We start from the raw sequence: 15092 nt of genomic DNA, 5'->3' as shown, positions 1-15092 counted from the left end.
TAAGACCGACGCTTAGGAACCGGCGCTAATTCTGTCTTCGACATGGTGTCCACCTAAAAGTGGTGGACACTATCGAGGACAACGCACGCGCTCAATATGTGTTCGCCGGGCGCTTACGCTCCAAGACCTCCACCGTCGACCTTGGCGTTCAATTCGAAGACCGAAGCAAGTGCCCGCCGCTTGGTGACAACGAAATGGGACCAGTGGTTCGCACACCCCAAAAACCAAGGGGCCCCGGCTAGAAGCCTGAGCGTTACTCGCGACGCAATCACTGCATGCATGGCTGCTGACGGCACCAAGAATGAGATGCCTATTGCGCTGTATCAGAACTTGTTGGAAATGCTGCTCGAGCGTCATCCCGTCACTGGCAAGCTGTTTGTCACCGCCCCAATGGCAACGTCGCCGCCGCATCAGCGCAAATCATTCGGCGAGCTGCTGTCGGTCCCGATTGCGCTTGCCGCGGCGTTAGAGAACGGTTACGTGGACTTCGTTTCTCGACGAGACTTTGACGTGCTTTGGCCGGCACACTATGGCCCCTGGATTAACCGATGGCAGGGGCTGGCGCCAGACTACCTGATGACCCACATGAATGGCGGGCTAGCTTTTTACGAAATAAAAGGCGTTTCCGGCCGGTATCAGGCAAAGCCACGGGGGTACGGCCCTAACAAGACGCAGTCAATTAACGCGACGCTCGGTGCGGTCAAGCCTCGGCATCTGCTGGCGTACACGTACCTGCCGGCGGGCGCGTCGACGATCACGCAACCAGTCTCCGTGCAATGGTTTAACGCAGAGTCGAACCCGCGCCCATCGGCACCCGCACTTCCGTCGCCGGTGGAACAATTGGTACATCTTACCGTTGCGCTGGGCCAGTTGAGGCGCCAACTTCTAGCCTTTGACCGCTCGTTGGAAGAAGTTCTCGATGACACCGCGCACCCAGGATTTCTGCGGCGCGGTCGCGACCTCGTTGAAGCCCGAGACCGTGATGATGTCAGTCCAAGAATGCTGATCTCGCACGGTGCGATCAAGCTGTTTGGCAGACACGCATCGCTGCTGCAACGTCTCCGGCTGTTGAGCTCGTCGGTGCTGCTTGACCGAGGCATTCAGGCATCAATCGCGGAGTACTATGATCAGCTGCTCGAACTGCGGCGGAGAGCCCACACCAGCGAGAATGTGCTTTTCGACGCGGAGAGCCCTCCATACAAAGTGCTTTACGGTTACAAGAATGGCACAAGCCTGGTCACACCATTCCGCTAGGCATTTCGCCGGCTCTTCCGGATAGCCACCTTTCACCTGCTCCGCTCCGCTAATGGTGTGTGGCTGGACCACATTGCGTTCGCGAGAAAGCAGGAAATCGCGACTACGCTTTAGGATAAAGACACGAGCTATAGTGCTGGGGCGTGTCGAAGCAGCACGATCACGTTTCGGGTTTGGCAAGTGCACATTGTTCAGCGAAAGCTTCTGAAGCGAGACTGGCGCAACTTCTTCGAGTCGTATGATTTGCTCATCTGCGCTGTCTCGACCTCCCCCTATCCGCGCGCAATCGTCGGTGAACGGAAAGAAGCAAGACACCACCACTGGTCTCATTTAGACCGGCTACCCTGGAATGATCGGTCTCCCTGCGACGTCGTTCCCATTGGCGCGCACACGCGCAAACCTGGGCGCGTTCCGGACAAATATATCGGACTGTTCCGCTTCGATCCACAAATCGCCTCTTCCCAGTTTTGCACTGTCCAATATGTGAAGAAACATCAGCCGACGTATGCCAAATCTTGGAATGGTTCTTTTCCTACCAATGCCTCAAATACTTTGCGGGGTGCATATTCGAATTCTCTCCTAAATGCTAACGCGAGGTTGCCTTGCCACATTAGGCCCGCTCAACGCAACGGCCACGTCAAATCCCTTGAATTAGACACGTTCGACGCGCACCGGCACCAGATTGAGAAAATACCCAACTAGAGATCGAACGGGTCCGGTTCACGGAGCCCGAGCCAAGACTCCAGGGATATCTTCAGTTTTTCCAGCTCGATTTGATTCTCTGCAAACGCGGCAAAATCAATTGATTGAATGCGAGTATTGGCTGCCTCGATGCCTATGAAGTCCTCAACGGTTGAACGATTGAATCGGATATGCGAGGTGGACACTCTATCGCCATGGGTATGCGATGTCCCACGCGTGGCCATTCTCGACACGACGGCCGCGAACCCCGCATCAGTCCGAATTCTCTCAGCAACCCATGCCTTTGGTACATCCAAAGACCCCTCGAATTTCGCCCATCGAGAGAGATGCGAGAAAAGGTCGAGATCGCTTAGGAGTTCTTCGCCCCGCGCCGCGCGATCTGTGATCAGTCGAAGCCATACCGCCTTCATGCCCTCGAGTCCCTCAGCATTCAAGGCTGGGGCAAAACCAGCACGACGCTCCTCCGGCAGATCCGCGGGATCACTAAGATGAATCAGCACGGCCCCTACCGACAACGCCCCAGAGCGCTCCAGGGCAGCGAGCGCGCGCTCTGCCCGCTGTTCTTGAGGAATGCGCTTTAAGTACCAATTCGTTGCTCTCCAGGCCGAGATCCAAGGTGAGCTGAACGCGTCTCCAACGGGCTGCCCTGCAAATTTTTGTGCGAGGGAGAACATCGCGGGAAGCAGAACAGCCGCGTTCTCGATCGGCAAGCGATCAACGGACTCATCAAGGCGCTTGACTAGCGAACTCAGCAAGTCATCACGCCCAAGCCCCTCTATGACCTGAGCGAGTCGCTCATCTGACTCCGTACTTTCAAGAAACAAGACGAACCGTCGCTCTGACACCTCGCCAGCGGCCGTCTGTAGTTCGAAGTAGCGAGCAAAGTAGCGGGGCGAGCACACGCGCTTCTCTGCGAGCCACATCGCGTGAAAATCCGCCCCGTAGCTCACTCCGCCAAAGAACCTGGCCAGTTGAGGAAACAGCTCTACAAGAGCATCCCGGGTGGCTTCTCGCCTTGCCAAAGAAGCAGACTCCAGCAGATTTTCCACTGCGGCCCGTGTTTGATCTCGCTGACGATCATCCATTCTCCCTCGTAGTTGAAGCACTAAGTCTCTTTCCCGGAATAGCGCGCCGTGAACGTTCGGTTCTGCGACCCGAATCGCCTCCAGAAGCAAGAAATCCACGAGGTTGACTTCGAACACATCGTCAGCCATATGCATTGGCAGGTGAACCGATATGGACGACAGAAGCCGCCGCGCGTCCCTCATGTTGCTCAATAGTGGTTGGATGGACCCTATGAAGACGTTTCCCCATCGAGTCTCGGAAAAACCGTTCTGCTCCGTCGCATGAGCTCCAGCTAAAACTCCGAGAGTCTCGCCGAACAGTCGGTGAACGGTGGACACTGGAACTGCTGGCAAGTCGAAATTCGTCTGCACAATCTTCTCAAGGAAAGCGCGGCCATCGCCACCAGCTATGTCCTTAAGAGCCGCTTCAACGATACTTGGTTGAAAAAGGAGCACAAAGACAATATTGGGCAGATTGGCATTCGCTTTTACCTGCCGAAGGAGCATCCTAATTTGTTCAGGCTCAAGCCTATCGATGTCATCAACAAAAACAATCAATGGCCGATCAAGATCTCGAAGTTGCCTCTCAAGCGCCTCCCGCACCTGATCAAGCGATTCACCGCGACGATCACGCCCAAAGTAGGCGAGAACCCTCCCCACAAGAGGTGCAGCGAACGCGATAGCAGCCAACCCGGAAGCTAGGACGGCGGCCGACGGCAGACTGAACCCCACTGCCGTTCCAATCGCGACGACCGATGCACTCGTCAAAGCCGTGCTGATCAAAGTTGAGTTGCTGGCGCTCTTTATCGGCGCGGCCACTCCGGTAAGAATTGCACCATAGCGGCGCAAGGCATCAGCGCGGTCAAGAGCCTTCGTGGAATGTTCGCCACCCAACCGATCAGCAATCTGGCTGAACAGCGCGCGCGCGATCGAATCTCCGCCTCCCCATTGCCATGGATTGAAATCCAGACGGTCTACTGCGTTCTGCGGGTCATCCAACTGTTCAATTATTAAGTTCTTAAGCGAAGACTTGCCGTACCCCCAGCCCCCGCGTATCGCAAATACTCTGCCTTCGCTCGGACTTAGTTCCGCCAGAACAGTGGCAATGCGCTTGGCATAGTCCGAGCGGCGTAATCGATCCTCAGAGGAAGTCCGAATTGGCACATCCGTGCCTATGTCGGTGTCGCGTTGGCTCTCCAAGCGCTCTGCCTTTGACCCCGTTTTGTTCCACCCACAACGTTGCCTGAACGCGCAAACCCACCCCCCCATTGTTCGCACCTTTTCTATCTCCGAATAACTGGAAAGGCTGACAACACACAGCCCAAAATTTTGATACGTATTTTTACCATTTCCAAGACAACAGATGCCAGAAGATACCCAACGCCATCACCGCAACTTTTTCTTTTATTTCGTCAATTTATCTGTACAATTCGCCAATTGATGATTGTGATCACCACCGCTTTTTAGGCTTGAAATACGTGAACCCTGAAGAAATCAAATATCTCGAAGATGATTTCGCCAATTTAGCCCGCCTCGCCGCTTCCGGAGCGCAGGAGGACGTTCGTCTGTTGCTCGCGAAATTCGTCAGAAAGTACCGCAGCCGATTACCTAGCCTTTCCGAACGGCTTAATGCCTTGCTCAAGAGCACCCACACCCGAGCAGCGGGCGCTGCGGCGTTAAGACGCGCCCCCCCTGCGCTTGAGCATGCGCTGCCAGTGGACGCTGACACCCGCATGTCGTTGCTCCGAGTGTTTGACGACCGCGACGGCGGTCTGGACGAACCTTTGTTGCCAGCGACGCTCTCTCGAGAAGTAACCACACTGATCCGAGAGCGCTTGGAGATCGCGAAGCTTGCTGCTCATGGCATCAGCCCATCGAGATCCGCGATCCTGGTCGGCCCCCCCGGCGTGGGCAAAACGCTATCTGCACGCTGGATCGCTCACCAGCTCGAGAAGCCCCTATGGGTTCTTGATCTGACGACCGTGATGAGCAGCTTGTTAGGCAAGACGGGGAGCAATTTGCGCGCGGTCTTCGAACATGCGAAGTCCAACAATGCGGTGTTGCTATTAGATGAAATCGACGCGATTGCCAAACGCCGGAGCGATGAATCAGACGTTGGAGAACTCAAGCGCCTCGTGACCGCGATTTTGCAAGAGGTAGACGCCTGGCCTGATACCGGCCTCTTGTTGGCCGCGACCAATCACCCTGAACTCATCGATCCCGCCCTATGGCGACGCTTCGATGCGATCCTTACCTTCGACGCACCCAGCATCGACGCAGTCGAACTGGGAATTCGCAGGTTTCTCGGTGCCGACTATTCGCAATTCTCGGCGCTGGTCAGCCCACTGACCGCTGCCTTACAGGGGGCATCGCTTTCTGACGTCGAGCGCGCAGTGACGGCGATGCGCCGTCAAGTTCTTCTCGATGACATCCCAGCTGTGCAAGCTGTCATGAATTTTGCCGAGCAACACATTGACCGCATGGACAAGGCGCAACGACAAGTACTGGCCATCGAACTGGCCCGGAGCGAAATGCTCTCGCACAACAAGATTATGGAACTGACGGGAATTTCCCGAGACACGATTCGTAAGTACGCAGGCCCGTCGCCGATCAAGGGACGTGGCGGACGTAAGGAGAGCTGAGAATGGCGACGCGCTTTTTGATTGGGAAGGGCGAACTACTGACTTATGACATCCCTCCGCCGCCGATTCGCCCCGACAAGGCGCATCCGTACACCGTAGCCGAAGCCAAAGAGTACTTGGTGCCGAGGTTGATGAACACGGCCCTGGAGATGCAGAAACTGCCGGCGAAAGCATGTCCCGACGATGTCGCAGTGGCCAAACTGGACATCCACCCGGCGTACATCGCAAAGATGTTCTTTCCGAAGGAGTTGCTGCGAGCGGCCAACCTCACGGCGGTCGGCAGCAGAAATGTGAGGGTCCGTCCGCGAAGGGACGTGCGCAAGACCGCGCCGGCCGAATGCGACAGTACCCAGCTTTTCGTAGCGGGATCCCGCTCCGCCTTTACACGCCTACCTAGTTTAGCCAAGGAACTATCAGAGTTCACCAAGGCTGCGGAGCAGCTGATCGAGATCGAGGAATTCTCCCCGATGACGGGTCTGGATCGCATCCGCGGCAAGATCGAAGCGGATGCAGCCGTGTTCGAGGTCGCACTGCACCAGCTTCCTGACCGCAGCCCGGATGAACTGCAAATGATGTTCTCCAGCTTCGCCGCCGAACTAGGGTTCGAAGTGAAGGAGGATCTTCAATTCCTCGCTGGCAGGATGCTGTTCCTACCCGTAACCGGGGATGCTTCCAACATCAGCGCACTCTCGCAATTCAGCCTTGTGCGCGCAGTACGCACGATGCCAGAGCTACGCGGCGCGCGGCCTGTCGTCCGGGGGAATCTCGTGTCGATCGGATTTCAACTTCCAAACGCATCTCCTCTATCCGATGAACCGTCGGTAGCGATTCTCGATGGCGGGCTGCCAAGCCAGCATGTTCTAGAGCCATTCGTGCGAACGTACAGAAAATCCGACGAGGAAGCCGACGATGTGCCCGACTACAACTCGCACGGACTAGGGGTAACGTCCGCCTTCTTGTTCGGCGCCATCCAGCCAGGCACCGAAGCCGCTCGCCCCTACGCCGCTGTTGATCACCACAGGATTCTTGACACGCAGTCAGACAACGAGGATCCGTTCGAGCTGTACCGCACGCTCACGCACGTTGAAGACATTCTGCTGTCTCGGCAATACCAATTTATTAACCTGAGCTTAGGGCCCGACCTGCCTACCGATGATGATGACGTCCATTCGTGGACGGCGGTTCTGGACACGTTGTTAAGCGATGGCGAAACTTTGATGACGGTGGCCGCAGGCAACAATGGAAACAATGATCAGGCCGCTGACCTACACCGCGTTCAAGTCCCCGGAGACAGCGTCAACGCGCTTTGCGTCGGCGCCGCCGGCCTGCGCTCCGAGGAGTGGACTCGCGCCTTTTACAGCGCACAGGGACCTGGCCGAACGCCCGGCCGTATCAAACCTGACGTCCTCGCGTTTGGAGGCAGCCCTGCGGACTACTTTCACGTCCCCACTGATGGTCCGCGGCCTCAGCTAACCGCGACAATGGGGACGAGTTTCGCAGCACCATATGCGTTGCGTTCGGCCGTCGGGGTCCGAGCGGTGCTAGGAGAGACGGTCCACCCTCTGACGATTAAAGCGCTGCTCATACACGCGGCGAAAAACAAGCAGAAACTTGCGCCGGAAGAAGTGGGCTGGGGCAGGATACCTGCCGACTTGAGCGAGATCATCGTCTGCGGTGATGGTACGGCGCGAATCTTGTATCAGGGCCTTCTTAAGCCCGGAAAATTCCTTCGTGCTCCCGTCCCCTTGCCAGCATCGGCCTTGAATGGCTTCGTGACCCTGACCGCCACCTTCTGCTATGCATGCCCTGTTGATGTCGAGGACGCAGCGGCCTATACGAAAGCGGGCTTGGGCATTCGATTCCGGCCGAACCACACTAAAGGCAAAGAAGAGCGCCCAAAAACTGCCTCCTTTTTCTCGAACTCAGTGTTTCGTACCGAGCAGGAAATGCGACAGGACTTGGGCAAGTGGGAAACCGTACTCCATGCATCGAAACGCATGCGTGGGTCCAGCCTCGACGGCGCATGCTTTGACATTCACTACAACGCCCGGGATGGCGGAGGCAACGCAGGGAAGGGGTCTGACCTGATCCGCTATGCGCTTGTCCTAACACTCGAGGCGCCGAAGCACGCCAATCTTTACGATGAAGTGCTGCGCACGCACTCGCGTCTCCAGGCGCTGGAGCCACGAATCTCTCTGCCTCTTCGTTCCGGTTCGATAGGCATCTAGCCGACGCCTATCGGAGCCCACAAATGAAAATGCCGCTCCAGGACTGGTACTCCCGGAGCGGCACTAGCAAACCGCGATCACCCGGCGCGGAATGCCGTCTTGCGTTGTTAAAGCAGTGCGAACCATACACCCATTTGGGAGCAAAGTTCAACGAAGACGCTCATGAACCGGGAAACATCAGCCTTTCTCATGAAGGAGATTTCAATGGCAAACCCAAAGAAGCCCGGTCAAAACACCGGTCACAGCGGCGGCATCTTCCAAGAGGTTGGTCCTCGGGGCGGACGCCAGCCAAACTACTCAACTGTTCCTGACAATCGGCCTCTTCCACCCACCACGAAACCGGGCCACGCCTGGGTTCCGGTCAAGGTAACTCCCAACAGCAATCGATAGGAGCGCAAGGCCAGGTCCAGGGCGAACTGGCCTTCTAGAGCGCAACCCGTTCAGCCAACCTCTTTTCACTAAATGCTATGACGCTTAACGAAGCCAAGAAAAATGCAAAGATCGCCATCGCTGGAGGCTTGGCAGGCCAGCTGTTCTTGTTTGCACTGATACTCGTCGGCTTGCTAGCTTCGCTAGCGGAGTCCTCCACGTATGCCAATCATCGCTTTAGTGCATTGGGCGCCAACATGGCAAGCCTCGGCTCTTACGCGATCGCCAACATTCCAGGGGCGGCATGGCTTGCACCATTCTCGCCTCGGTACTATCCAGGCCAACTCGACGGAAACCTGGCGTTCGCGGTGGTGTTTCTGCTATTCGTCGGCGCTACCGCACTTCGAAATTGGGGTGTTGCATTGCGGCGTGAGGTGATATCTATCCTGCGCCAGCTGAAGCACAATCATTGGCTTCAAAGGGGCACTATCGACGGTCAGCCTCAAACGCAAATTGATGTGATGAACGTGGAGAATATCTTCGTCACACCGCCCAACACAAAAGATTGGTGGACGCGCCCAATTGGAGTGCTGGTCCTAGCTGTGGCAGGAGGCCTGGCTGTCGAGTTCCTCGCACCGCTCCTCAAATAGGCCTGTGCTCTGAGGCGGCTGCCGAAAAATAGGCGGTAGCAGAAGTAATCTTTTAGGATTGGAGCCGAAATTTGGGGCCTCCCTACCCGAGATTGCGACGATTGCAAAAGCTAGAAGACAACAACATCGAAGGAGTGAATGAATGGCTCAATGCACAGCACCATCTCGCGGGCACCGGACCGCATCCGCTGCTGCGGACTGCCCCGCGTGCGGCTCCCGTAGCCGATATGGTTACGGGAGCGGCTATGGCAGCGGCTACGGACGCCCCAGCTCGTCCTATGAATCAGGAAGCGGCGGAGCCTGGCGCGCTACGGGAGGCGGAGGTGGCAGCTCTGGCACCAGCGCCAGGCCTCGTTGGTCACGTGGCGGATCGTCCGTTTCGTACACACCAGCCCAAGTGCAATCCCTCACCCCGATTCGCGAGGCCGTCGAGCGGCGAGCAGCGGAAAAGCCCGAATTGCGCGACGTATTCCTGTGCCACGCATGGGGTGATAGGCAAGGAGCCGCTAAAGAGCTGCGTGATTTGCTAGTGGCAGCCGGCGTCAGGGTTTGGTTCAGTGAAAACGACCTCCCCCTTGGCGTGCCGATGATGCGCGCCATCGACAAGGGATTGGCTGCTTCGCGCATCGGCCTCGTGTTGGTAACGCCTGCGCTGTTGGAGCGGCTTCCTACCGAGAGTGTGGCCGACAAAGAACTGTCCACGCTGCTCGCCGGCAATCTGCTCGTCCCTATCATCCATAACACGACATATGAGGCGTTGCGCGATGTCAGCCCTATGCTGGCATCTCGAAGCGGGCTGAGCACTGCTGAAGACTCTATGGCCGTGGTCGCAACCAAAGTTGCTGAACTGGTCCAGGTGATCAAAACTCCTTAGAGGACCACGCTGGCATCGCCAGCAAGCAACACGCCGGGTGATCCGGTTCTCGTACCCTTGATCACTCGGAGCGACAGACCGGATGAGGTTGAGCGCTTCTTGCCAGCGAACGCTGTTTTCGCGCAAGGCGAGTTGTAGATTGTGTCCTGATTGGCTGTACGGGAGTCGGTCCTGCCCAATTTTTTGAGAGGTGCCAGAAGCACCTACTTTCGCGGCCTAACCGCGCCAGCTGGCTCGTGCCCTAAAGCATGCTGTCTAACCAATCTGCGCTTTGCGTGCAAGGCATCGGAATGCATTTTGCACGGCTCGGATTGGCGCGATCATCGAGCTACTTCAAGCTTAAATTGTATGTGCCACACAGCCTGGCACCTCGTTCGGTTCATGAGCTAATTGTTCAGATGAAATTGCCCGGATTTTGCATTTCCTTATAAATCATAGGTCTGCCTGGGTAATTTGGTTCAGATCTGTTTTGGTCGGCAACACGCGCCACACCAGCCTGATCCCCAATCGCCAACGCGATCAGCACGGGCGCATAGCGATGCTCGCCCAACGCCTTGCGCAAGCCCTCGCGCACCAGATGCCGCGCCCGCTCAATGGCGATTCCCGGCGACACCCAAGGCGCGTCATCCAGCAAGCGCGGCTGCCCCCGCACCGTGCCCACCGCGCGCAAACCCCGGGCAAACATCCGCGCTTCGGCATCCGGCCCTGCCGGATTCAGCAAGCCATGCGGACGCCGCAACACCAGCGCCATGCGCCAGACCTGGCCGGGCAGCAGTTGGGGCAGTTCCTGCAAGCTTCCCCGCTTTGCGCCCGGCGGCGCCTGCCACGTCACCTGGATACGCGACGGAATGCCGGGCCGGGCAGGTTCCGCCAACTCGGCCACAAAGCGTTGATGTTGTTCGTCTCCGTCCGGCAGTTCAGCCACGCGCACGATCAGGCGCGACACCTGATCCTGGTGGAGGTCCGCCAAGGCGTCATCCAGCCGGTGTTGGGCCTGAAGGCTGGCGTTGAGCGTGCCCATACATAGTCCCAGCGTTAGGGCACAGGCAATACGGAGCGCGTCGTGGCGACAGCGCGCCCAGCCGCCTGCGGCAACGATCCCCCCGCCCGCGACCAGCCACAACAGCGTCCGTCCCGGCAATGCCGGCAAGCATTGCACCAGCGCTGCGCCGGCGACGAACGCCAAACAGAATGAACGACCGGTAATGACCCTCTCCTAAAACCAGGAGCGTAGGACGCCGCGTCGTGAGGTGGACCACCGGGTGAACGGGTTTATCCACCTCGGGAAATTCCCACACAAGCTGTGTTCCCCCTATCCCCTCGCATTGACAAACCCCTTCCCGGTATCTTAGGATTCGCCCTCTTTTCCACCCCCTTCCTTTCTGAGTGCAACCGTGTCTGCCATCCGTCACTACGCCTAAACGCCGACGACTACCGCCCTGGTAATCGCGGTCTGCCTGCGCGCCCCTTGCTGCTCGACGCCTGCGTCTTGAGCGCATGCCACGGGGTCCAGGCGCGGTTCCAGGAAGCACACACCCCACTCGCTTTCCTTTCCCGTCCAGACTGCGTCGTCGGCTTTTCCACTGCTTTGGAGAAGACCCCATGACGCAAGATTTCTGCGCTTACGCGCAATCGCTGGACCTGTTCCGCTACCCCCGCACGCCGCACCTGGAAGGCTCGCGCCTGCAAGACGGTGACGAAGGCCATGACCACGAGCCGTACCGCCGCTTGGCCGGCCTGCATCTGGTCGTCGAAGAAAAGCTCGACGGTGCCAACACCGGCATCAGCTTCAGCCCCTCGGGCGAACTGCTGCTGCAATCGCGCGGGCATTATCTGGTGGGCGGCGGCCGCGAACGGCAATTCAATTTCGTCAAGGCATGGGCCGCGGCGCACGCCGACTGGCTGCTGGAGCGGCTGGAAGACCGCTATGTGATGTACGGCGAAACGCTGACGAAGAAGCACTCGGTGTTCTACGACGCCTTGCCGCATCACTTCTTCGAGTTCGACGTCCTGGATCGCCACAGCGGCGACTTCCTTTCCACCGACGCGCGCCGCGCCTTGCTGGCAGGCGGCCCCGTGCTGTCCGTGCCGGTCCTGTACGAAGGCGCGGCCCCGTCCAGGCTGGACACGCTCAAAGCCCTGCTGCGGCCGTCGCTGGCCAAGACGCCGGACTGGCGCGAGGCCTTTGAGGCCACCGTGCTGCGCGAAGGATTGGACCTGCAACGCGCCTGGAAGCAATGCGACAAGTCGGACCTGTCGGAGGGCCTGTACATCAAGGTGGAAGCCGACGGCAGGACAGTTGCCCGCTACAAGTGGGTGCGCCGCGACTTCGTGCAGGCCATCCTGGACTCGGACAAACACCATTCCGAACAGCCCTACGTGCCCAACCTGCTGGCGCCCGGCGTTGACCTCTATGCACCGCGCCTGGCGGTGGACTGGGACACGCTGCGCGGCGCCGTCGGACAATAAGGAATAGATCATGCAATACGCACAATTGCAGGCGCTCGCGCCTGCCCCCGGCGACATGCCGGACTACGACGCCTGCCTGGCGGCATTTCCCGCCCTGGAACTGGCCAAGACCACGCCGCAGGACCCTCGCTATCACGGCGAGGGCGATGTCTGGACCCATACGAAAATGGTGATGGAAGCGCTGCTGGCCTTGCCCCAGTACCAGGCGGCAGACCGGGCTGACCAGGAAGTGGTGTTTCTTGCCGCCTTGCTGCACGACGTCGCCAAGCACAGCACTACGGTCATCGACCCGGTCACCGGCGCCATCGGCCAGCCGGGCCATTCCCGCAAGGGCGCCATCGACGCGCGCATCGCGCTATGGGATGCCGGCGTGCCCTTCGCCGTGCGCGAGGCCGTATGCAGATTGATCGCGGTCCACCAGGTGCCGTTCTTCGCCCTGGAGGGTTCGCGCCGCGGCAAGACGCCCGAGTTCATCGTGCGCGAACTGTCCTGGCAGGTCGACATCCCCCTGCTCGCCATGCTGGCCGAAGCCGACATGCGTGGGCGCATCTGCTCGGATAGCCAGCGCGTGCTGGACAACATCGCGCTGTTCTGCGAGTTGGCGCGCGAAGAGCGTTGCTTTGGCCAGCCGCGGGCCTTCGCCGATGTCCATACGGCGGTCAGCTATTTTCGTGGCGCCGACGTGCATCCCGATTACCCGCTGTTTCAGGAACCGGGTTCGCGGGTGATTGTGATGTCGGGCCTGCCCGCATCGGGCAAGAACACCTGGGTCGCCCGGCATCACCCCGAGCTGCCGGTGATTTCGTTCGACGATGCGCGAGAGGAATTGGGCCTGCGCCACGGCAAGAACGAAGGCATGGTGGCGCACTTGGCCATCGACCGGGCCCGCGAGCTGCTGCGGCGCAAGGCGCCCTTCGTCTGGAACGCCACCCACCTTAGCGAACTGATGCGCAAGAAGACGCTGGATCTGCTGTATTCCTATCATGCGCACGTCGAGCTGGTCTATCTGGAGCAGCCGCGTGCCGAATTGCTGCGGCGGAACAGCCGGCGTGATACGTCCCTGTCGAACAAGACGCTGACCGGCATGCTGCACCGCTGGGACCTGCCGCTGCCGACCGAAGCGCATCGGGTGACGTATGCCGTGTGACCGGACGAGCCTGCTCTGCCCTGACCCGGCAATCCGCTGAGGCGCTCGGCAAGCCCTTGGCCAGCGCTGGTTTCAGGGGTGCGCGTCCGAGCGCGGGGGTCCCCGCTCAGGCGCCCGCCCCCCCGGGGCGGTGGATTCGTCCGGAATTTCGGCGTAGAGTCATTGTTTCCCTATTGACCGGACGCGTTACGGAGACCCCATGGCCGATTACCCCAATACCCTGCTTCTCATCGACAACGAATGGCGCGAAGCGAAAGGCGGCGCGCGCATTGACGTCGTCAACCCCGCCACCGGCCAGAAAATCGGCCAGGTTGCCCACGCCAAGCGCGAAGATCTGGACTTGGCGCTGGCCGCCGCGCAGCGCGGGTTCGAAACCTGGCGCGACACCTCCGCCCATGAGCGCTGCGCCGTCATGCGCCGTGCCGCCGCCCTGCTGCGCGAACGCGCCGATTCCGTGGCCCGCCTGCTGACCCAGGAACAGGGCAAACCGCTGGCCGAAGCCCGCGGTGAAGTGCTGGCCGGCGCTGAAATCATCGACTGGTTCGCCAACGAAGCGCTGCGCGTCTATGGCCGCATCGTGCCGTCGCGCAACCCGCTGGCGCAGCAATTGGTCATCAAGGAACCCGTCGGCCCCGTCGCGGCGTTCACCCCGTGGAACTTCCCGGTCAACCAGGTCGTCCGCAAGCTGGGCGCCGCGCTGGCCACCGGCTGCTCCTTCCTGGTGAAGGCGCCCGAAGAAACCCCCGCGTCCCCCGCCGCCCTGCTGAACTGCTTTGTCGACGCCGGCATCCCCAAGGGCGTGCTGGGCCTGGTCTTCGGCTCGCCTGCCGAGATTTCCAGCTACCTGATCCCCCATCCGGTGATCCGCAAGGTCACGTTCACGGGCTCAACCCCGGTCGGCAAGGAACTGGCCGCGCTGGCCGGCCTGCATATGAAGCGCGTCACGATGGAACTGGGCGGCCACGCCCCGGTGATCGTGGCCGAGGACGCCGACGCCGAACTCGCCGTGAAGGCCTCCGGCGGCGCCAAGTTCCGCAACGCCGGCCAAGTCTGCATTTCGCCGACGCGCTTCCTGGTCCACAAGAGCATCAAGGCCGCATTCGAGAAAGCCTTCGTCGCCCACGCCGAAAAGCTCAAGCTGGGTGATGGCCTGACCGAAGGCACGACACTTGGGCCCCTGGCCAATGACCGCCGCCTGACGGCCATGGACAAGATCGTCAAGAACGCCAGCGAAAAGGGCGCGCGCATCGCCACCGGCGGCGCGCGGGTCGGCGGCGCGGGCAACTTCTTCGCGCCCACGATCCTTACCGACGTCCCGCTCGACGCCGACATCTTCAATGAAGAACCGTTCGGCCCGATCGCCGCGATCCGCAGTTTCGAAACGCTGGACGAGGCCATCCGCGAAGCCAACCGCCTGCCGTTCGGGCTGTCCGCTTATGGCTTCACCAAGTCGATCAAGACGGTGCACGAGCTGTCGCGCCGTCTTGAAGTGGGCATGCTCTGGGTCAACCAGCCCGCCACCCCGTCCGCTGAACTCCCGTTCGGCGGCGTGAAGGATTCCGGCTACGGCTCTGAGGGCGGCCCGGAAGCGCTTGAGGCCTACCTGGTGACGAAGGCGGTCTCCGTCGTCGGCGTCTGATACGGCCTGCGTGCCACCGGTTCGGCGCTGCGCCGGCCGGCGGCACGCGATCAC

General features: G+C 59.8%; 10 protein-coding genes. 8 read left to right on the top strand and 2 right to left on the bottom strand.

Annotated elements, in window-relative coordinates:
* The first annotated feature begins 279 nt into the window (after positions 1-279).
* Positions 280-1254, top strand: coding sequence for a hypothetical protein (locus CEY09_RS20850; RefSeq protein WP_088590116.1), 975 nt, complete (start codon positions 280-282; stop codon positions 1252-1254).
* 698 nt (positions 1255-1952) lie between these two features.
* On the opposite strand, the gene CEY09_RS20845 is transcribed toward CEY09_RS20850, so the two are convergent.
* Complete coding sequence (locus CEY09_RS20845; protein ID WP_208625072.1) at positions 1953-4220, bottom strand: KAP family P-loop NTPase fold protein; 2268 nt, start codon at positions 4218-4220, stop codon at positions 1953-1955.
* A 278-nt stretch (positions 4221-4498) separates the two neighbouring features.
* Here CEY09_RS20845 and CEY09_RS20840 point away from each other — a divergent pair, with 278 nt between their 5' ends.
* The 4 genes from CEY09_RS20840 to CEY09_RS20820 all read left to right on the top strand — a co-directional run bounded on the left by CEY09_RS20840 (position 4499) and on the right by CEY09_RS20820 (position 9783).
* Positions 4499-5662 (top strand): AAA family ATPase, encoded by a 1164-nt coding sequence (locus CEY09_RS20840; RefSeq protein WP_234818356.1) that lies wholly within the window; start codon positions 4499-4501, stop codon positions 5660-5662.
* Between the two features lie 2 nt (positions 5663-5664).
* A complete protein-coding gene (locus CEY09_RS20835; RefSeq protein WP_088590113.1) occupies positions 5665-7890 on the top strand; it encodes a S8 family peptidase in 2226 nt (741 codons plus the stop codon).
* 467 nt (positions 7891-8357) lie between these two features.
* Positions 8358-8909: a hypothetical protein gene (locus CEY09_RS20825; RefSeq protein WP_088590111.1), complete on the top strand. Its 552-nt coding sequence runs from the start codon at positions 8358-8360 to the stop codon at positions 8907-8909.
* 397 nt (positions 8910-9306) lie between these two features.
* The gene (locus CEY09_RS20820) at positions 9307-9783 is read left to right on the top strand and encodes a toll/interleukin-1 receptor domain-containing protein (protein WP_234818355.1); all 477 of its coding nucleotides are present in this window, start codon (positions 9307-9309) and stop codon (positions 9781-9783) included.
* Between the two features lie 394 nt (positions 9784-10177).
* On the opposite strand, the gene CEY09_RS20815 is transcribed toward CEY09_RS20820, so the two are convergent.
* Positions 10178-10942 (bottom strand): ComEC/Rec2 family competence protein, encoded by a 765-nt coding sequence (locus tag CEY09_RS20815; RefSeq protein WP_234818362.1) that lies wholly within the window; start codon positions 10940-10942, stop codon positions 10178-10180.
* 443 nt (positions 10943-11385) lie between these two features.
* Between CEY09_RS20815 and CEY09_RS20810 the strand changes: the two genes are divergently transcribed.
* The 3 genes from CEY09_RS20810 to CEY09_RS20800 all read left to right on the top strand — a co-directional run bounded on the left by CEY09_RS20810 (position 11386) and on the right by CEY09_RS20800 (position 15038).
* A complete protein-coding gene (locus tag CEY09_RS20810) occupies positions 11386-12252 on the top strand; it encodes an RNA ligase family protein (RefSeq protein ID WP_088590109.1) in 867 nt (288 codons plus the stop codon).
* A gap of 10 nt (positions 12253-12262) precedes the next feature.
* On the top strand, positions 12263-13399 hold the full coding sequence (locus CEY09_RS20805; RefSeq protein WP_088590108.1) for an AAA family ATPase: 1137 nt from the start codon (positions 12263-12265) through the stop codon (positions 13397-13399).
* A gap of 199 nt (positions 13400-13598) precedes the next feature.
* Entirely contained in the window at positions 13599-15038 is a 1440-nt protein-coding gene (locus CEY09_RS20800; protein WP_088590107.1) for an NAD-dependent succinate-semialdehyde dehydrogenase, read from the top strand.
* Positions 15039-15092: the final 54 nt, after the last annotated feature.

Origin of the sequence: Achromobacter marplatensis (genome assembly GCF_002209535.1) — a bacterium.
Taxonomy (GTDB): Bacteria; Pseudomonadota; Gammaproteobacteria; order Burkholderiales; family Burkholderiaceae_B; genus Achromobacter; species Achromobacter marplatensis.
The sequence above is the reverse complement of the archived record's forward strand: the minus strand, read 5'-3'. Positions and strand labels throughout refer to the sequence as shown.